Below are 17781 nucleotides of genomic sequence, written 5' to 3' on the forward strand. Positions count from 1 at the left end.
GGCATTCGTCTTTTTCAGTCAATTCTAATCAGCAGGAGACACAGGGTCATGGGCAGCAAACGCAATAACAAAACGGCCACTCACATGGCTGGAATTCTGTCCTTGGACATCATGCCGGTATTCATAATCGAGCAACGCGCCATTATTCAAACACAACTCGCGCGCTAAAAACAAGCCCAGCCCCGTGCCCTTGCTGGAGGTGGTGTAAAACGGCTCGAACAGGTGCGCCCGCACCGCCGGCGAAATCGGTTCGCCATCATCCTGCACATGCAGTTCCAGGCGCCCGGCGACGCTAGACATGACCTGCAAGCGCATCCCGCCCGGACGGCCGCTGGCGTAACGCACCGCATTCGACAGCAGGTTTGTCACGACTTCGCGCAGGTGCAAGGGGTCGAACCACACGCTTTGCCGATCCGCGGCATCAATCTGCAAGTCAATCGCGGCCGGCGCCACCGCATGGGTCTGCCTGAAATCGCTGACGATCTCCTGCAGCAAGGGCGCAAGCAAGATCGGCTCCAGCTGCCGCTGCGCCTTGCGCGACAGCTTCAGGATATCCTCAATCATGCGGTTCAGGCGCGCTACGTTGTCTTCGATGATCGTCAGCAGGCGCGCCTCGGCCTCGTCGGTCGCCTCTTCCGCCAGCAAGGTGGCGGCATAGGAAATCGAGGCCAGCGGATTGCGTACCTCATGGGCGATGCTGGCAGTCAGGCGGCCCATGGCAGCCAGTTTCAATTGCTGGGCCTGGTTCTCGATTTCGCTGACATCCTGCAAAAAGATGACTGCCCGGTACTCGCTCAGTTCGCGCATCCTGACTGCCGCAAAGCGCACTTTCAAATGCGCCGCCAGTTCGCGCCGTCCGCTCCAGTCGATGGCCGCGGCGTCCTGGCCAAGGTCATCGGTATGCTTGATGGTGACGAATACCGCCTCGCCTACCGCCGGCGAAACCGCATGCGGCAGGTCGCTTACCCGCGATTCCCAGGCAAACAAGGCATCGGTGATCGGCGCCAGCACCGCATAATCACTCAGTTTGTGCTGCTGTTCTTCATCCGACAAGGCCAAACCCAGCATGCGCTCCGCCGCCGGATTCGCCATGATCAGGGTGCCAAGCGGATCGACCACCAGCAAGCCGTCGCCCATATCCTTGATTGCGATGCGATTGATATCCATTTGCACCCGCAGGTCCCTGCCGCGCTGGGTCGCCAGCTCCTCTTGCTTGATCAGCTTGTCGGCAAGCCGGTTGATCACCAGCACGGCAAAAAAGAAAGCGCCGCCATACAAACCGGCTTGCAGGCTGGAAGCATCCGGCGCCGATTGCAATATCTGGTAACCGCTTTCAGCCAGCAGCACCATGGTCGCAATCGACACAAACAACAGCGCCACCAGCAGCGGCGCCAGGATTGCCGAGCCGGCCAGCGGAAAAAGGTACAGGATGGCCAGGCCGCCCTTGGCGCCGCCGGCGCCTATATACAAGATCGACACTGCGATCATGTCGACCGTGATCGGCAGTACTATCTGCGCCATGTAATGGCGGTGGTAATACGCCGTGACGAGCGTGAAGACGGCGGCGCACAGCAGGTAGACGCTGCAGGTCTGCGGATTGGTAAACAGCTGCGAGAACCAGGTCTCGTTCTTACTCTGGGTGCTGAGATAGGCCAGCATCACCATTGCAACCACGATCCGGGTCACGTTGAACGTCTGGAGCGTGCGCCAAAAAGTGTCCGGCTTACCGCTCAACGGGGCGACGGTGGAGCTAGTCATGCGGGTCCTGTCTCACAATGGATCGGGCAATCGCAGGCCGGACGCTATCAAGCGCCGCCCTCGATTGAAATAAGCATAACGGCTCAAAGTGGATTAAATTCAGGAAGCATGCAGGCGACGGTGTTCCGCACTGCAAAAAACCGCGCCGGAAGCATCGGCCAGCGCTTCCGATGCTGGGAAATGCATGCCGCAATGGGCGCAAGCCACCATGGCTTCGGCCTGTGGCGAAGCGCCGGCGGCCGAGGGACCATGGTCAAAGGTCGATCCGCCTGGGGTGGAACGATCCCGGCCGAGATTCTTTTTCAGGCGCTGCAGCCAGACGATGACAGCCAATACCACGACAATTAAAATAATCAATTTCATACCAATACCCGATGCAACACAACTTCAAGCACGAAACGGCTCCCTACATACGCCAGCAGTAAAACGGCAAATCCGGTCAAGGTAAAGCTGAGCGCGGTGCGGCCGCGCCAGCCTTGCCACTTGCGGCCTGCCAGCAACAGGCCGAACAAGGCCCATGACAACATGGTGAAAATGGTCTTGTGATCCCATTTGAAAGCCTTGTTGAACAGCTCCTCGGAAAACACCACCCCCGACAGCACCGTCAGCGTCAGCAAGAAAAATCCGAAAGCAATCAGGCGAAACAGCAGCTTTTCCATGGTCAGCAAGGCTGGCAAGCGATCCAGCGCATGCCCGAACCAGCCGGCTTTCGCCCCGCCCGGACGGGTATGCAGGCGCGATTCCTGCAATACCATCAGCACTGCGTGGAATGCGGCGATAGTCAGGGTGCTGTAGGCCAGGATGGAAATCACGATATGCCAGAGGAATACCGGCGACTTGCCGTTCAGCGCCACCATGTTCCCCGGGAACATGGCCGGCAGGACCGCCGCCAGCGCCGCCATCGGCAGCACCAGGACCCGCAGGCCGTCCAAGGTGTAGTTGCGGTTTTCCAGCCAGTAGGCGGCGACCGATACCCACAAGGTCGCCGACAGCATCATCGAAAACCCGACCCGCAGCTCCTCCGGCCCGACCACGTCGGACCACAGCACGCCGCCATGCAGCACCCAGGCGACGGCGACAACAATGGAGATGGTCTGGCGGCGGCTCGACGGCAAGAAGGTGCAGCCTATATATAGCAGCGCCACCAGAACGAAAAGATATGTTTGCATCGTGTAAGTTTACAACATGTGGCGTCTGCGCGGCGTGCTCAAACAGCGTGGCTGGCCAGCCAGATATGCCCGCCGCCGTTTCTTGCATCTTGTACATCATCCCCAGCTATCCCCGGACCGCGGCTTTTATTCCAGGGTCGGCCTCGGCCCGCATCAGGTAAAATGGCTGTTTACATGCATTATCGTGGCCATTTTAATGCGCATCGGGGTATCGATGACGCGAAAATGGTCCACATTAACCACGCACTTCTTCTGGAAACGCTGTTACCCACCATGCTCGACAATCTTACCCAACGCCTCGCCAAAGTCGTCAAAACCATGCGCGGCGAAGCGCGCCTCACCGAAACCAACACCGCAGACATGCTGCGCGAAGTCCGCCTGGCCTTGCTGGAAGCCGACGTCGCCTTGCCGGCGGTGCGCGAGTTCATCGCCAACGTCAAGCAAAAAGCGCTAGGCGAAGAAGTGATTGCATCGCTGACGCCGGGCCAGGCCCTGGTCGGCGTGGTGCAGCGCGAGCTGGCGTCGCTGATGGGGGCCGACCTCGGTCCCGAGGCCTCGCAGCTGAATTTCGCCACCCAGCCGCCGGCGATCATCCTGATGGCGGGCCTGCAGGGTGCGGGTAAAACCACCACCGTCGGCAAGCTGGCCAAATACCTGCGCGAGCAAAAGAAGAAAAAGGTACTGACCGTTTCGGCCGACGTCTACCGCCCGGCCGCGATCGGCCAGCTGCAGACCGTCACCGCCCAGGTCGGCGCTGACTTCTTCCCGACCGCCACCACCGACAAGCCGGTCGATATCGCCTTGGCCGCGCTCGACTACGCCAAGCGCCACTATCACGACGTCCTGATCATCGACACCGCCGGCCGGCTCGGCATCGACGAAGCGATGATGAAGGAAATCAGCGCGATCCATGCCGCCGTCAAGCCGATCGAAACCCTGTTCGTGGTCGACGCCATGCTCGGCCAGGATGCAATCAATACCGCCAAGGCGTTCAATGACGCGTTGCCGCTGACCGGCATCGTGCTGACCAAACTGGACGGCGATGCACGCGGCGGCGCCGCGCTGTCGGTCAGGCATATCACCGGCAAGCCGATCAAGTTCGCCGGCACCGCCGAAAAACTGGACGGCCTGGAAGCCTTCGACCCGACCCGCATGGCCAACCGCATCCTCGGCATGGGCGACATCCTGGCCCTGGTCGAAGAAGCCCAGAAAGGCGTCGATGTCGCCGCTGCCAAGGATCTTGCGCACAAGATCAAGGGCGGCGGAAAATTCGACCTGAACGACTTCAAGGCACAGCTCGGCCAGATGAAAAAAATGGGCGGCCTGTCCAACCTGATGGACAAATTGCCGGCGCAATTCCAGCAGGCGGCCGGCGGCGCCAACATGGACCAGGCAGAAAAACAGGTACGCCGGATGGAGGGCATCATCAATTCGATGACCGCCCAGGAGCGGGCCAAACCGGAACTGATCAAGGCTTCGCGCAAGCGCCGCATCGCCACCGGCGCCGGGGTCCAGGTGCAGGAAGTCAACCGCATGCTGTCGCAATTTGACCAAATGCAGTCGATGATGAAGAAACTCAAAGGCGGCGGCATGATGAAAATGATGCGCGGCATGAAAGGCATGATGCCGGGCATGCGCTAAGCACGCGCCAGGACTGCCGCAATCCCCTGAAAAGCCTTGCAAGTCATTGACTTGCAAGGCTTTTCGCCTATTTATGCCGATTGCGGGAAGCCGCCCGCCGGCAGCAGCGGGCATTTGTTACCTTGCCCGAATTCCTGCAACCCGCCGCAAAAGCCCGCCAAGCGGGCGTTTCCCGAGCCAGGCAGGGGGTTCCGCTTCCGTATCAAATCCCGCACAAACCCGCAAAAAACGCTTGCATCGCCAGGAAAAGCGCAACACTATTAGCGATGCGTGCTTGACGCATTTTTTCACTATCCCTGAAGGAGGCTCAAAGATGGCCACAGCCAAAAAACCAGCAGTTGCAGCAAAGAAGCCAGCAGCGACCAAAGCAGCTCCGGTCAAAGCGGCAGCCAAGCCTGCAGTCAAAAAAGCCGACGCTCCGAAAGTAGCGCGCAAGCCTAACGCAGCATTCATGAAAGCATTGACGCCGTCAGCCGTCCTGGCTGCTGTCGTCGGCGCTACCCCGCTGCCACGCACGGAAGTTACCAAGAAGGTTTGGGAATACATCAAGAAGCACAAACTGCAGAATCCAGAAAACAAACGCAATATCATTGCTGATGAAAAACTGAAAGCTGTCTTTGGCGGCAAAAAAGAAGTGTCGATGTTTGAAATGACCAAACTCATTTCCGATCACTTGAAATAATGCTTAGGGCCTAGCCGGATCTGGTTCAACCCGCCGCCCTGAGTGCCAAACAAAAACGCCCGCAGCACGCGGGCGTTTTTGTATCTGCAGCATCCAGCGTCAATCGAGCAGATCCGAGTAATCGATTTCCGCGTAGCCGGCCAAGGTCTTCCAAGGCAGCACCGGCGGCGCGGCGATGACGCTGACCAGGGTCTGGCGGCGTACCAGGCCATGCGCATCGAAGGACTCCACCCGGCGCGGATACTGGCCTTTGACATCCCAGCCGACCTGTACCGTCAAGTCGCCGCGCTTGCTCTCGTACAGCTGGACCCCGTCCTTGACGGCGCCGACGGCCCGCATGTTTTTCAGGCTCTGCGGATCGCTCAGATAGAAAGCGCTGCCCCAATTGCCGTTGAAACCGATATTGCCGTAATACTGGGAATCGACCTTGACGGTGCGGCGCTGGTGCCGCTCGACCAGGCGTGCATCCAGCGAGCCGTCAGCCTGGCGCCGCACCCACATCGGCGAGCTGCCGGCGTCCGGATGGTTATGTCCGCTGTGGTCGTGCCCATCGGCGGCGTCCGTGGTTTCGGCGGCGATCAGGCGCTCGGTCCATACCTGGTCGCTGCGCCGGTACAGGCGTTCGGTGAACGTCGTTTCGCGCTTGACGCCATCGCGCCCCAATACCATCGAATAATGCTGCACCTGCAGGTTCTGGTCAGGTGCGCTGACTGCAGCCAGCGCCGCTGGCGCGGCCGACAACAACGCCAGCGCGCTTATCGAAGCCTTCAGGCCGCTCGTCAAATTTTTCAAGAAAGCCATTTTTCCACCAAAAAAAAATGCCGCCATCGCCGGATCTGCCAATCCGGATGGCGGCTTGAACATCACTCAAGAAAAAACATTACAGGCCAAGCGCGTTCTTCACTTTGCCGAACACCTTGATGTTTTCAAACGTGCCCTTGAAACTGCCGCTGCCGGCGCCGGCGGAAAACAGCATCACGTCGCCGCCGCCATGCGTTTCAGAACCGGGCGAACCGGCAAAGCGTACGCCGACCTGCTGCAGGTAGTCGTCGGCTTCCGTGTCGACATTGGTCAGGTCGCCGTCTTCCGGGCGGCGCGGTGCGCTGCCGTTGCCGAACACCAGCGTGGTGTAAGGCTTGCCGTCGGCAGCCAGGGCCAGCTTGCCATCGTAGTAGTTGGCGACCTTGCCCAGGATCGGATTGCCGCGCTTGGGATAGCCGTTGAAACCGATCGCGTGGTCATGGTCGGCAGTCACCACGATCAAGGTATCTTTCAGATCGACCAGTTCCAGCGCCTTCTTGATCGCAGCGTCAAACGCCAGGGTATCTTCCAGCGCACGCTTGGCGTTGGTGCCGTGCAATGCATGGTCGATGCGGCCGCCTTCCACCATCAGGAAATAACCTTTCGGATTTTTCTTGAGCACGCCGATGGCTTTTTCGGTCATCTCGGCCAGGCTAGGCTGGTTCAGGTTTTTCTTGACGCGGTCCAACTCGTAATCCATGTCGCTGGCGCTGAACAAACCCAGCAGTTTGCTGACGCCGGCCGGATTGACGCTCTTCAGTTCGCTGCCCGAAGCGACGTAGGTATAACCGGCCGCCTTGAACATGCCCAGCGCGTCGAGTTCGTCGTTACGCTGGCTGCCCGGCGTGCTTTTCGGCAGGAAGTGGCGCAAGCCGCCGCCCAGCAAGACATCGACGCCATCCTTGAGCGCCATGTTGTAACGCGCCGCGCCCGGCGTCGCCTGCTCGGTGATGGTGTTGTATGCGTCGCGGTTGCAGACATGGGCATAAGTCGTGGCTGGAGTCGCATGGCTGATGCGGGTGGTGCTGACCGCGCCGACCGCCTTGCCTGCTCCTTTGGCCAGTTCCAGCAAGGTCTGCACCGGCTGGCCGTTGCCGGCCACGCAGGTGGAATCGGCCTTGGTCTGGTACGGTTTGCCGCTGGCGTCGAAAGCATTGGTATCTGAAGACATCGAGATCACATCGTTCTTCATCTTGACGCCGGTCATGTACGCCGCCATCGATGGCGCGCTGTCGGTGGTCTGGGCATCCAGCGAGAAGGTCTTGACGCGCGCGGTGCGGGTCAGGGTCTCCATGGTCAGGCGGCCTGCTTCGCCGTGGCCGTAGATGCGCGCGGCTGTCACGGTGACGGGACCCATGCCGTCGCCCAGGAAGAAGATAACGTTTTTCGCGGCAGCGGCGTCGGCCGCCATGACGTTTGCGCTGAAGAGCAAAGACAGCGGCGACAACACGCACAGTGCGGCGCATTGATGGATTCGGCGCTGGAATTGCTTGCTGGCTGGCTTATTGGCTGATTTCATCATTTTCATCTCTGACCTTTGTATATATTCGGCAAATTCATTTCGCTGGAAACATCACAGGCCGACGGCCTTTTTCACCAGGCCGAACACCTCGGTGTTGTCGAGCACGCCGCGGATATTCTCGGCGCCCAGGCCCTGCGCACCGATGAAGACATTGGTGCCGCCGTGGGTTTCGCCGCCGGCTTCGGTCGGGACCACCGACTCTTGCATGTAGTCCTTGTCGGCCACCTGCATATCGGACAACGCGCCGCGCGCGGCCAGGTGGTTGGGGCCGTTGCCGAAACCGATCACGGTATAAGGGTTGTTGTTGATGTCGCGCTCGGGCTGGCCGGTAGCGACATTTTTCACCAGACCGAGTACGCCCGGTTCGCTGCTGGTGGTCTTGCCGGTGCGCTTGGCGTAGCCGTTCAGCAGGATCGAATGGTCATGGTCGGCAGTGACCACCACCAGGGTGTTTTTCAAACCAGGATCGACTTGCTGCATCTTGTCCAGCGCGGCCTTGATCGCGTCATCGAAAGCGACGGTTTCCTGCAGCGCGCGACGGGCATTGGTGGCGTGCAATGCATGGTCGATGCGGCCGCCCTCCACCATCAGGAAAAAACCGGTCTTCTTGCTGCTCAGCAGGTCTATCGATTTGCTTGTCATCTGCGCCAGGCTCGGTTCCTTGGCGGCATCGCGGTCCAGGTCGTAAGTCATGTGGTCCTTGTGGAACAGGCCGACCACTTTCGGCGTCGCGGCGCCGATCTTGTCGAATTCGGCAAAGTTGCTGGCATAGGTATAGCCGGCTGCCTTGAATTCCGCCACCAGGTCGCGGCTGTCGCTGCGCTTGCTGTCGGCGTCGGCCTTCGGCAGGAAATGACGGCGGCCGCCGCCGAAAATGACGTCGACGCCGTCGCTCAGCTTGCTGTTGAAGCCGGCGCCCTTAGGCGTGAGCTGGGCGGCGATATTGTTTTCACCGTCGCGATGGCAAATATGCGAATAGGTCGCGGCCGGCGTCGCATGCGTGATCCGGGTGGTCGTCACGACGCCCGTGCTGTAACCCTTGGCCTTCATGATTTCCAGCAAGGTGTCGGCCGGGGTGCCGTTGCCGCTCGGGCAGGTGCTGTCGGCACCGTTGACATAACTTTTGCCGCCGGCGTCGCGGGCGCTGGTATTGGCCGACATCGAGATCACTTCGTTATTCGCCTTGATGCCGGTCATGTAGGCGGCCATTGACGGCGCGCTGTCGGTTACCTGTGCATCGTTGGAATAGGTGGTGACGAAGCCGGTTTCCGGCAGGGTATCGATGGTCAGGTCGCCCTCTTCGCCAACTTTGTAGATGCGTGCAGCGGTCATGGTGGTGATCCCCATGCCATCGCCCAAAAAGAAGATGACGTTCTTGCCGGGAACCTTGACTTCAGGCCGCTCGACCGGCGCCTCGACCAATGGATTGCTAGAACCGCTACACCCCGCCAGCGCCATCGCTCCCATGGCGGCGGCAATCAGAATACGTAATTTCATTCATCGCTCCGTGTTGTCAATCAGAAACATGCAATCATTTGTAATAATGTGTAACAACTGTAACCAAAAGTTATTACATGCTGATGACGGAAAGCGCAGATCTTCAGAAAACGGGACGGCCATGGGCGATTTACCCGTGCAACGCAGGGTAAATCAGAGGGATTGGAAAACCGGATATTTACTGCGCGCGCCGGCAGTGCCGGCGACAAGGGAAATGGCTACTTGCGTGCGGATACCGTATGAATAGGCAGGTCGTCCTTGTATTCCCAGCGTTTCCACGCGGACAGCACGGCGTTGGGATACTCGGGACGGCCGCGGCTGCCGTTATAGCGGCCGAGGGCGAGATAAAGGTTGCCTTGTTCCATGTCGATGTACATGCGCAGGATGGAACAGCCGTAACGCAGGTTGGTCTGCATGTTGAACAGCTTGCTGCGGTCGGCGTCGCCGATCACGCGGGTCCAGAACGGCATCACCTGCATGTAGCCGTGGGCGCTGACGCTGGACAATGCATACTTGCGGAATGCCGACTCGACCTGGATCAAGCCCAGCACCATGCCAGGATCAAGCCCGGCGCGCTTGGCTTCATACCAGGCGGTTTCCAGGAATTCGATGCGCACCTGCGCATCCGGCAGCTTCTTCTTGAGGCGCTCCGACATCTCGCCCAGCCAGTACAAGTACTGGATGCGCTGGTCGATTTCAGAAAACTGGGGTTTTGGCGGACGAGCGTCATTGATAGCGCGTGACAACGCCAGACGTACCGAGTCCGCCAATTCTTCTTCTTTTTGATTTCCGGCGTGCGCCATGCTGCCTAACAGCAACAATATGGGCAACAAGCCAAGCCAACGAGACCAGCGCAATCGATACTCCCCAAAACATACTTTTATTTTTCGGTGAGTATACAAAGAAAACGGCGCATAAAACCAATGCGCCGTGATTTTGTTGTTATTGGGAAACTAGACGGGCCTTGATGAACGCCGCCACGTCTGCCAGCGGCACCGTGGTCGCCTCGGTATCGCGCCGTCCCTGGTATTCGAGCTGGCCGTCCTTGAGGCCACGGTCGCCGATCACCACGCGATGCGGCACCCCGATCAATTCCCAGTCGGCGAACATCGCACCCGGGCGCTCGCCGCGGTCGTCCAGGATGACGTCGACGCCGGCCGCCAGCAAGGTGTCGTACAGCTTGTCGGTCTCGGCCTTGACTGCCTCGCTGCGGTCATAACCCATAGGGCACAGGACCACTTCGAACGGTGCGATGGAGGTCGGCCAGACGATGCCTTTGTCGTCGAAATTCTGTTCGATGGCGGCGCCCAGGATGCGTGTGATGCCAATCCCATAACATCCCATCTGCAGCAATTGCGGCTTGCCGTTCTCGTCCAGGAAAGTCGCTTTCATCGCTTCCGAATAGGCGGTGCCCAGCTGGAACACGTGGCCGACTTCAATCCCGCGTAGGATCGCCAGGGCGCCCTTGCCGTCAGGCGACGGATCGCCTTCGACCACGTTACGGATATCGAACACCAGCGGCTCAGGCAGGTCGCGGCCCCAATTGACGCCGGTATAGTGAAAATCGACTTCGTTGGCGCCGCTGACAAAATCATGCATGTTAGCCACGGTGACGTCCGCCACTACGGTGACCGGTTTCTTTGTATTGACCGGGCCCAGGTAGCCTGGCGGCGTGCCGAAGTACTCGACAATTTCCTGTTCGGTAGCAAAACGATAACCAGCCAGGCCAGGAATCTTGTTGGCCTTGATTTCGTTCAATTCATGGTCGCCACGCAGCATCAGCAGCCAGACCACCTTGCTTGCCGGCACTTTGTCTGTTGCTTCCTTCTCAACCGTCAGCACGATCGACTTGATGGTTTGCGTCAAAGGCAGTTGCAGCAGCTCCGCCACCGCTTCGCATTTGGCCTTGCCCGGCGTTGCCGTCTTGGTCAGCGCCTGGGTCGCCGCGCCCCGGGTCGGATACAGGGGCAAGGACTCGGCCGCTTCCATATTGGCGGCGTAATCCGAATTCGGGCAATACACGATGGCATCCTCGCCGGTAGCGGCGATGACGTGGAATTCATGCGAACCGGTGCCGCCGATGGCGCCGTTGTCGGCCGCCACCGCGCGGAACTGCAGGCCAAAGCGCTGGAAAATGCGCGTGTAGGCGTCGTACATGATCTGGTAGGACTGTTTCAGGCCATCCAGGTCGCGGTCAAAGGAATACGCGTCTTTCATCGTGAATTCGCGCCCGCGCATCAGGCCGAAGCGCGGCCGGCGTTCATCGCGGAACTTGGTCTGGATATGGTAGAAGTTCACCGGCAGCTTGCGGTACGAGCGCAGTTCGGTACGAGCGATGTCAGTAATCACTTCTTCCGAGGTCGGCTGGATGACGAAGTCCCGGCCGTGGCGATCCTTGACGCGCATCAGTTCGGCGCCGTATTTTTGCCAGCGCCCGGTTTCCTGCCACAGTTCGGCCGGCTGCACCACAGGCATCAGCAGCTCCACCGCCCCCGAACGGTTCATCTCCTCGCGCACGATGCCCTCGACCTTGCGGATCACGCGCAGCCCCATCGGCATATAAGTGTATATGCCGGAACTGATGCGTTTGATCATGCCGGCGCGCATCATCAGTTTGTGGCTGACGATTTCAGCGTCGGATGGGGCTTCTTTGAGCGTGGAGATAAAAAAACGGGAGGCGCGCATAACGATGAATTCTTTTTAAAAAGAGAGGGTTATAATCAACTCAATTTTAAAGGATTAGCTGGCTGATGCGCCTACTCTTTGCACAATTGATTGATGTTCTGGCCATTGTTGTTACCGGCAAGGACAGATTGCGCGCCTAGTCGGGCGAGGACAGAGCCTTGCGCCTAGCCATGGCGGCTCCATGAACCTGCTCCTCAATGACGACGGCAAGCAAGAAATCTAGCAGAATATCTAGCAAAATGCGCAGTAGCGCCGTCTCGCCGCAGAAAGTTTTGAGGTAACAACATGCTTGACCGTGAAGGCTTTCGCCCGAACGTCGGCATTATCTTGCTCAACACCCAGAACGAAGTCTGGTGGGGCAAGCGCGTGCGTGAACATTCGTGGCAATTTCCACAAGGCGGTATCAAATACGGTGAAACCCCGGAGCAGGCAATGTTTCGCGAGCTCGAGGAAGAAATCGGGCTGAAGGCGGAACACGTCAAGATCATCGGCCGTACCCGCGACTGGCTGCGCTACGAAGTGCCTGATCATTTCATCAAGCGCGACGTGCGTGGACATTATCGCGGCCAGAAGCAGATCTGGTTCCTGCTCCGCATGGTGGGACGCGACTGCGACGTCAACCTGCGCCTCACCGAACACCCGGAATTCGACGCCTGGCGCTGGCATGATTACTGGGTGCCGCTGGATGTCGTGATCGAATTCAAAAGGGATGTCTACCAGCGCGCCTTGCAAGAATTATCACGTTTCCTGACGCGCCCGCTGCAAAATGCCCCGCATCACGCCCGTCACCTGCGTACCGGCCATGGGCCGCGCGCATCGACTCAATCCCCTCCGGCCTGTGCCGAACCCGAAAAGAAGTGAGCATCTTTATGGCTTTTGCCTTTCGTCCTTCCGTTACAAACAAGATATCGCAGCTACTTGCCGCCGGCCTGCTGTTGCTGGGTGCGGCAACCCATGCGCAAGCCGCTGGCGATCTGTTCAGTCCCAGCACCGGTGCGAATTCCAGCAATTCAGGCATGTCCGATGATGATTACGACGACGGCAAATCCTGGCAAGAAATCAAGACCGAAATCCCGCCGCAGCCGCAAGCGGCCAACCTGGTGTCGTTCTATGTCAGTCCGACCGCCACCATGAATTTCTTCATCGATGTCAATTCGATATCGGCCGGCAGCGACGGCGTGGTCCGCTACACGTTAGTCAGCAAGAGCCAGGGCGGTGCTGAAAACATCAGCTACGAAGGGATTCGCTGCCAGACCTATGAGAACAAGTCATATGCATTTGGCCAGAAAGACGGCAACTGGTCGCGCGCGCGCCTGAGCGGCTGGAAGCAGATCAGCGAATTGTCGGGAAACCGCCAGCATGCGGCCCTGGCCAAAGACTTTCTTTGCCAGGATGGCATGATCGCCGGCAAGGTTGAGGATATACGCAGCAGGCTGCGCAGCAATCGCCCGATCAAACAAGGTAGCTGACCGGACCGCCCGCCCGCATGTAAAAACGGCTCCTGCAATTTGCGGAGCCGTTTTTTTATCCGGGGTGCCGGTCTTGCCGCTTAGAGCAGAACCATGTTGTCCCGATGGATCAATTCCGATTCTTCGACAAAACCCAGGATAGACTGGATCTCCGCTGACGGATGGCGCATGATGCGGCGCGCTTCCGAGCTGGTGTAATTGCTGATGCCGCGCGCGATGGCGTGGCCGTCGATATCGGTACAGGTAATGACGTCGCCGCGGCCGAACTCGCCGGACACCGCGGTTACGCCGATCGGCAGCAGCGATTTGCCCTCGTTGCGCAATTTCTGCACCGCGCCGGCGTCCAGCACGACCTTGCCGGCGGTTTTCAAGTGATCCGCCATCCACTGCTTGCGTGCGGTGAGTTGAGCGGTCTGCGCATTCAATTGCGTGCCGATGGCTTCGCCGCCGGCGAGCCTGGTCAGCACCGCGTCTTCGCGGCCCCAGGCAATCACTGTGTGGGCGCCCGAGGTGGCGGCGCGCTTGGCGGCCAGGATCTTGGTAATCATGCCGCCGCGGCCGATGCTGCTGCCGGCGTCGCCCGCCATCACTTCCAGCGCCGGATCGCCGGCTTTGGCTTCATGCACGAATTCGGCATTCGGGTCCTTGCGCGGATCGGCTGTGTACAGGCCCTTCTGGTCGGTCAGGATGATCAGGGCGTCGCCTTCGATCAGGTTGGCGACCAGTGCGCCCAGGGTGTCGTTGTCGCCGAACTTGATTTCATCGGTGACCACGGTGTCGTTCTCGTTGATGATCGCCACCACGCCGAAGCGCAGCAGGGTAAACAAGGTCGAGCGGGCGTTCAGGTAGCGTTCGCGGTCGGCCAGGTCGGCGTGCGTCAGCAATACCTGGGCGGTGCGGATATTGTGGGCGCGGAAGCTGGTTTCATAGATCTGCGCCAGGCCCATCTGGCCGACGGCGGCGCACGCCTGCAATTCATCGATGCTGGTCGGCCGCTTGTCGAAACCGAGGCGCTGCATGCCTTCGGCAACAGCGCCGGAGCTGACCAGCACGACTTCCTTGCCCATCGCCCGCAACTCGGCGATCTGGGCCGCCCATTTGGCGATGGCGCCGGCATCCAGCCCCTTGCCGTCATTGGTTACCAGGGAAGATCCGACTTTGATAATGATGCGCTTGGCTTTTTGAATGACGGAATTCATATTTTTATCTATCGTGCCTCGGCGGTTGAAGGCACAAGGTGGCGGGAAAAAAATAGACCGATGGCGAGAGGGATCGATTTCCCCTCAGCCACCGGTGCCGGATACTTGCTTAGTCGAGTATCTTGAAGCGAGGATCGTCCGGATCGATGGACAGGATGGATTGCGCTTCCACCACCATATGCGTTTCTTCCGAGCGGGTTTCCTGCTGGCGTTTCTCGGCCAGGTAGCCGTAGATTTCCGTCACCAGTTCTGGACAGCCGTCGCGGTTCAGCGCGGAAATCTCGAATACCGGGCCTTTCCAGCCGAAACGCTTGATGAAGTCCTTGACGCGCTTGACGCGTTCGCCTTCCGGGATCACGTCGATCTTGTTGAGCACCAGCCAGCGCGGCTTGTCGAACAGCGACTGATCGTATTTCTTCAGTTCCTTGACGATCGCCTTGGCTTCCTTGACCGGATCAACCGTGTCTTCGAACGGCGCCAGGTCGACGATGTGCAGCAGCAAGCCGGTACGCTGCAAATGCTTCAGGAACTGGATGCCCAGCCCCGCGCCTTCCGCCGCGCCTTCGATCAGGCCCGGGATGTCGGCGATCACGAAGCTTTTCTCGTGGCTGACGCGGACTACACCGAGATTCGGATGCAGCGTGGTAAACGGGTAATCGGCGATCTTCGGACGGGCATTCGACACCGCGGTGATGAAAGTCGATTTGCCGGCATTCGGCTGCCCCAGCAGGCCGACATCGGCCAGCACCTTGAGCTCCAGCCGCAATTCGCGGCGTTCGCCTTCCTTGCCGTCGCTTTTCTGGCGCGGCGCGCGGTTGGTCGAGGATTTGAAATGGATATTGCCCCAGCCGCCCTCGCCGCCCTTGGCCAGCAAGACTTCCTGGCCGTGATCGGTCAGGTCGGCGATCGCTTCGCCGGTGTTGACGTCGACGATCAGCGTGCCGACCGGCATGCGCAGCTTGATATCGTCGGCGCCCTTGCCGTAGCAATCCGAGCCACGGCCGTTTTCGCCGCGGCCAGCCCGGTGCATCTTGGAGAAACGGTAATCGACCAGCGTGTTGATGTTGCGGTCGGCCACGGCCCAGATACTGCCGCCTACGCCGCCGTCGCCACCGTCAGGGCCGCCGAACGGGCGGAATTTTTCACGGCAAAAACTCGCAACCCCATTGCCGCCATCGCCGGCAATGACTTCGATTTTTGCTTCATCTATAAACTTCATTCGAAGGTCCTAATGAGGTTGGAGGTTAAATTCTTATTGAAAGACACAGGTAACTTTACCGATTTTTGGCCATCGTTGCAGCCCAGGTCCGAGCCTGCATTGCAAGAATGCCATTGCTTCAGGCATAAGCCATCGCCGGCGGAGTAAACACGCTGCATGCTCCGGCTTGCCTGAACAGTGTTTTACGACCAGAAACTAAAAAGGCTCCACCAGCGGCAGAGCCTTTCGCAACAAGGCTGACGCCTTGCCTGTGTCGACGCTTACAGAAACTTAAGCTGCTACGACAGTAACGTAGTTACGCTGGGTAGCGCCCTTGGTTACGAATTGTACTTTGCCGTCGATCAGTGCGAACAGGGTGTGATCCTTGCCCATGCCGACATTTTCGCCTGGATGCGTCTTGGTGCCGCGTTGACGAATGATGATGCCGCCGGCGTTGATCGCCTGGCCACCGTAGACCTTGACGCCAAGTCGCTTTGACTCTGAGTCACGGCCGTTGCGCGTAGTGCCGCCGCCTTTTTTATGTGCCATTTAAAACTCCTGGTATCTGGTTAAGTCAACCGACGCAATCAAGCGTTGATCGAAACGATTTGAATTTCGGTGTAATTTTGACGATGGCCTTGATGCTTCTGATAATGCTTACGACGACGCATTTTGAAGATCTTGACTTTATCGTGGCGACCTTGCGCCAATACCTTAACCGACACCGTAGCACCTTCGACCAACGGTGCACCAAACTTAATGGTGTCACCAGCGCCAACTGCGAGCACTTGATCAATAGTGAGTTCGGTGCCAATGTCTGCAGGTATCTGTTCTATTTTGAGTTTTTCGCCGGCAACAATCTTATATTGTTTGCCACCGGTTTTTATGACCGCGTACATATGAAACCTCATCGAAATGATTGAAGACTATTAAAAAAATTTCTTTCCTAAAACACCATATTCAGCGACGGAAAAGCTTGAAATCGCTGGGCGGAATCGGGAGAACCTGAGATTGTACATGGACTTGGCGCTTTCGTCAAAATCTCTTGACAAGTGCGGAATTCACCACAGTTCCGCACTTCCGCCGGGCAACCCCGGCCAAATATTGCCATGGAGCCACCCGCCGCCGCAGACTCGCCAGCAGCACAACAGCCTTTTTCATATAATGACGGTATTCTGAAACTTTTTAAGGTATTGCCATGAGCGATGTACAAGCGTGGATCAAGGAAACCGTGACCAGCAACCCAGTGGTGCTGTTCATGAAAGGAACCGCGCAATTCCCCCAATGCGGATTTTCCGGCCGCGCCATCCAGCTGTTGAAGACCAGCGGCGCTGAAAACATCGTCACCGTCAACGTGCTGGAAGACCCGACCGTGCGCCAAGGCATAAAGGACTATTCCAGCTGGCCGACCATTCCGCAGCTCTATGTCAACGGCGAATTCATCGGCGGCTCCGACATCATGAACGAGATGTTCGAGTCCGGCGAACTGCAAACCTTGCTGAAGGCCTGAGACCCTACGTGGTCTCGTCCAGCCGCCCAGCCGCAGACGCCAGCCAGCCGCCGCGCCGCCTGATTGTCGGCATCACCGGCGCCACCGGCGTGATTTACGGCGTGCGGCTGCTGCAGTTGCTGCGCGAGATGCCCGGCGTCGAAACCCATCTGATGATTTCCGATGCCGGCGTGCTGAACCTGCACCAGGAATTGGAGATGCGGCGTAAGCAAGTCGAGGCGCTGGCGCACGTGGTGCACAATGTGCGCGATATCGGCGCAGCCATCGCCAGCGGCTCATTTCAATCGGACGGCATGATCATCGCGCCCTGTTCGATGAAAACCCTGGCGTCGGTCGCCAACGGCCTGTCCGACAACCTGATCACGCGCGCCGCCGATGTTGTCCTCAAGGAGCGCCGGCGGCTGGTCCTGATGGTGCGCGAAACGCCTTTCAACCTGGCGCATCTGCGCAACATGACCAGCGTCACTGAAATGGGCGGCATCATCTTCCCGCCTCTGCCTGGCTTTTACCACCGGCCGCAAAGCATTGCGGAAATGGTCGACCATACGCTGGGACGCGTGCTGGACCTGTTCGCTGTGCAGCACACGCTGACACCGCGCTGGAATGGCTTGAAAGCCGATTAAAAAAAAGGCCGGACAAACAGCTCCGGC

18 protein-coding genes are annotated in these 17781 nt (G+C 58.9%); 6 read left to right on the plus strand and 12 right to left on the minus strand.

Annotated elements, in window-relative coordinates:
* Positions 1 to 24: 24 nt before the first annotated feature.
* The 3 genes from V8G57_RS14570 to V8G57_RS14580 all read right to left on the minus strand — a co-directional run bounded on the left by V8G57_RS14570 (position 25) and on the right by V8G57_RS14580 (position 2927).
* A complete protein-coding gene (locus tag V8G57_RS14570) occupies positions 25 to 1758 on the minus strand; it encodes a sensor histidine kinase (RefSeq protein WP_342830001.1) in 1734 nt (577 codons plus the stop codon).
* Positions 1759 to 1857: 99 nt separating this feature from the next.
* Positions 1858 to 2121 carry a PP0621 family protein gene (locus V8G57_RS14575; protein ID WP_092396977.1) on the minus strand — a complete coding sequence of 88 codons (264 nt, stop codon included), beginning with the start codon at positions 2119 to 2121 and terminating at the stop codon, positions 1858 to 1860.
* On the minus strand, positions 2118 to 2927 hold the full coding sequence (locus V8G57_RS14580) for a cytochrome C assembly family protein (RefSeq protein WP_092396979.1): 810 nt from the start codon (positions 2925 to 2927) through the stop codon (positions 2118 to 2120). Before V8G57_RS14580 ends, V8G57_RS14575 begins: the two co-directional genes overlap by 4 nt.
* A 273-nt stretch (positions 2928 to 3200) precedes the next feature.
* On the opposite strand from V8G57_RS14580, the gene ffh reads away from it, so the two are divergent.
* A complete protein-coding gene (ffh, locus tag V8G57_RS14585) occupies positions 3201 to 4568 on the plus strand; it encodes a signal recognition particle protein (RefSeq protein ID WP_092396981.1) in 1368 nt (455 codons plus the stop codon).
* Positions 4569 to 4881: 313 nt separating this feature from the next.
* Positions 4882 to 5250: an SWIB/MDM2 domain-containing protein gene (locus V8G57_RS14590; protein ID WP_092396983.1), complete on the plus strand. Its 369-nt coding sequence runs from the start codon at positions 4882 to 4884 to the stop codon at positions 5248 to 5250.
* A gap of 99 nt (positions 5251 to 5349) precedes the next feature.
* On the opposite strand, the gene V8G57_RS14595 is transcribed toward V8G57_RS14590, so the two are convergent.
* From V8G57_RS14595 to V8G57_RS14615, 5 genes are all read right to left on the minus strand, one after another.
* Positions 5350 to 6042 carry a hypothetical protein gene (locus V8G57_RS14595; protein ID WP_342830002.1) on the minus strand — a complete coding sequence of 231 codons (693 nt, stop codon included), beginning with the start codon at positions 6040 to 6042 and terminating at the stop codon, positions 5350 to 5352.
* Between the two features lie 88 nt (positions 6043 to 6130).
* Entirely contained in the window at positions 6131 to 7462 is a 1332-nt protein-coding gene (locus V8G57_RS14600) for an alkaline phosphatase (RefSeq protein ID WP_425458282.1), read from the minus strand.
* 162 nt (positions 7463 to 7624) lie between these two features.
* Positions 7625 to 9070: an alkaline phosphatase gene (locus V8G57_RS14605; RefSeq protein ID WP_342830003.1), complete on the minus strand. Its 1446-nt coding sequence runs from the start codon at positions 9068 to 9070 to the stop codon at positions 7625 to 7627.
* A gap of 218 nt (positions 9071 to 9288) precedes the next feature.
* Positions 9289 to 9873 (minus strand): lytic transglycosylase domain-containing protein, encoded by a 585-nt coding sequence (locus V8G57_RS14610; protein ID WP_254785047.1) that lies wholly within the window; start codon positions 9871 to 9873, stop codon positions 9289 to 9291.
* 139 nt (positions 9874 to 10012) lie between these two features.
* Positions 10013 to 11755 (minus strand): proline--tRNA ligase, encoded by a 1743-nt coding sequence (locus V8G57_RS14615; RefSeq protein WP_342830004.1) that lies wholly within the window; start codon positions 11753 to 11755, stop codon positions 10013 to 10015.
* A gap of 285 nt (positions 11756 to 12040) precedes the next feature.
* Here V8G57_RS14615 and V8G57_RS14620 point away from each other — a divergent pair, with 285 nt between their 5' ends.
* Together V8G57_RS14620 and V8G57_RS14625 are read left to right on the plus strand one after the other, a co-directional pair.
* Entirely contained in the window at positions 12041 to 12616 is a 576-nt protein-coding gene (locus V8G57_RS14620) for an RNA pyrophosphohydrolase (protein WP_061541701.1), read from the plus strand.
* A gap of 8 nt (positions 12617 to 12624) precedes the next feature.
* The gene (locus V8G57_RS14625) at positions 12625 to 13224 is read left to right on the plus strand and encodes a CNP1-like family protein (RefSeq protein ID WP_342830005.1); all 600 of its coding nucleotides are present in this window, start codon (positions 12625 to 12627) and stop codon (positions 13222 to 13224) included.
* Between the two features lie 80 nt (positions 13225 to 13304).
* Here V8G57_RS14625 and proB read toward each other — a convergent pair whose 3' ends face one another.
* The 4 genes from proB to rplU all read right to left on the minus strand — a co-directional run bounded on the left by proB (position 13305) and on the right by rplU (position 16520).
* Entirely contained in the window at positions 13305 to 14423 is a 1119-nt protein-coding gene (gene proB / locus V8G57_RS14630) for a glutamate 5-kinase (protein ID WP_342830006.1), read from the minus strand.
* Between the two features lie 109 nt (positions 14424 to 14532).
* Positions 14533 to 15642 (minus strand): GTPase ObgE, encoded by a 1110-nt coding sequence (gene obgE / locus V8G57_RS14635; protein WP_092396997.1) that lies wholly within the window; start codon positions 15640 to 15642, stop codon positions 14533 to 14535.
* A 270-nt stretch (positions 15643 to 15912) separates the two neighbouring features.
* Positions 15913 to 16170 (minus strand): 50S ribosomal protein L27, encoded by a 258-nt coding sequence (gene rpmA, locus V8G57_RS14640; protein ID WP_014007873.1) that lies wholly within the window; start codon positions 16168 to 16170, stop codon positions 15913 to 15915.
* Positions 16171 to 16208: 38 nt separating this feature from the next.
* The gene (gene rplU, locus V8G57_RS14645) at positions 16209 to 16520 is read right to left on the minus strand and encodes a 50S ribosomal protein L21 (RefSeq protein WP_038493216.1); all 312 of its coding nucleotides are present in this window, start codon (positions 16518 to 16520) and stop codon (positions 16209 to 16211) included.
* A 299-nt stretch (positions 16521 to 16819) separates the two neighbouring features.
* Here rplU and grxD point away from each other — a divergent pair, with 299 nt between their 5' ends.
* Both grxD and V8G57_RS14655 read left to right on the plus strand, forming a co-directional pair.
* Positions 16820 to 17131, plus strand: coding sequence for a Grx4 family monothiol glutaredoxin (gene grxD / locus V8G57_RS14650; protein ID WP_092396999.1), 312 nt, complete (start codon positions 16820 to 16822; stop codon positions 17129 to 17131).
* Positions 17132 to 17139: 8 nt separating this feature from the next.
* Positions 17140 to 17754, plus strand: coding sequence for a UbiX family flavin prenyltransferase (locus V8G57_RS14655; RefSeq protein WP_092397001.1), 615 nt, complete (start codon positions 17140 to 17142; stop codon positions 17752 to 17754).
* The last annotated feature ends 27 nt before the right edge of the window (positions 17755 to 17781 follow it).

It is taken from the genome of Collimonas rhizosphaerae (assembly GCF_038896935.1).
GTDB classification, from domain to species: Bacteria; Pseudomonadota; Gammaproteobacteria; order Burkholderiales; family Burkholderiaceae_D; genus Collimonas; species Collimonas rhizosphaerae.

Bases quoted from the DNA above. Each gene is read 5' to 3' on its own strand.
- V8G57_RS14570 (WP_342830001.1), bottom strand. From the start codon at position 1,758: ATGACTAGCTCCACCGTCGCCCCGTTGAGCGGTAAGCCGGACACTTTT.
- V8G57_RS14575 (WP_092396977.1), bottom strand. From the start codon at position 2,121: ATGAAATTGATTATTTTAATTGTCGTGGTATTGGCTGTCATCGTCTGG.
- V8G57_RS14580 (WP_092396979.1), bottom strand. From the start codon at position 2,927: ATGCAAACATATCTTTTCGTTCTGGTGGCGCTGCTATATATAGGCTGC.
- ffh (WP_092396981.1), top strand. From the start codon at position 3,201: ATGCTCGACAATCTTACCCAACGCCTCGCCAAAGTCGTCAAAACCATG.
- V8G57_RS14590 (WP_092396983.1), top strand. From the start codon at position 4,882: ATGGCCACAGCCAAAAAACCAGCAGTTGCAGCAAAGAAGCCAGCAGCG.
- V8G57_RS14600 (WP_425458282.1), bottom strand. From the start codon at position 7,462: ATGGCGGCCGACGCCGCTGCCGCGAAAAACGTTATCTTCTTCCTGGGC.
- V8G57_RS14605 (WP_342830003.1), bottom strand. From the start codon at position 9,070: ATGAAATTACGTATTCTGATTGCCGCCGCCATGGGAGCGATGGCGCTG.
- V8G57_RS14610 (WP_254785047.1), bottom strand. From the start codon at position 9,873: ATGGCGCACGCCGGAAATCAAAAAGAAGAAGAATTGGCGGACTCGGTA.
- V8G57_RS14615 (WP_342830004.1), bottom strand. From the start codon at position 11,755: ATGCGCGCCTCCCGTTTTTTTATCTCCACGCTCAAAGAAGCCCCATCC.
- V8G57_RS14620 (WP_061541701.1), top strand. From the start codon at position 12,041: ATGCTTGACCGTGAAGGCTTTCGCCCGAACGTCGGCATTATCTTGCTC.
- V8G57_RS14625 (WP_342830005.1), top strand. From the start codon at position 12,625: ATGGCTTTTGCCTTTCGTCCTTCCGTTACAAACAAGATATCGCAGCTA.
- proB (WP_342830006.1), bottom strand. From the start codon at position 14,423: ATGAATTCCGTCATTCAAAAAGCCAAGCGCATCATTATCAAAGTCGGA.
- obgE (WP_092396997.1), bottom strand. From the start codon at position 15,642: ATGAAGTTTATAGATGAAGCAAAAATCGAAGTCATTGCCGGCGATGGC.
- rpmA (WP_014007873.1), bottom strand. From the start codon at position 16,170: ATGGCACATAAAAAAGGCGGCGGCACTACGCGCAACGGCCGTGACTCA.
- rplU (WP_038493216.1), bottom strand. From the start codon at position 16,520: ATGTACGCGGTCATAAAAACCGGTGGCAAACAATATAAGATTGTTGCC.
- grxD (WP_092396999.1), top strand. From the start codon at position 16,820: ATGAGCGATGTACAAGCGTGGATCAAGGAAACCGTGACCAGCAACCCA.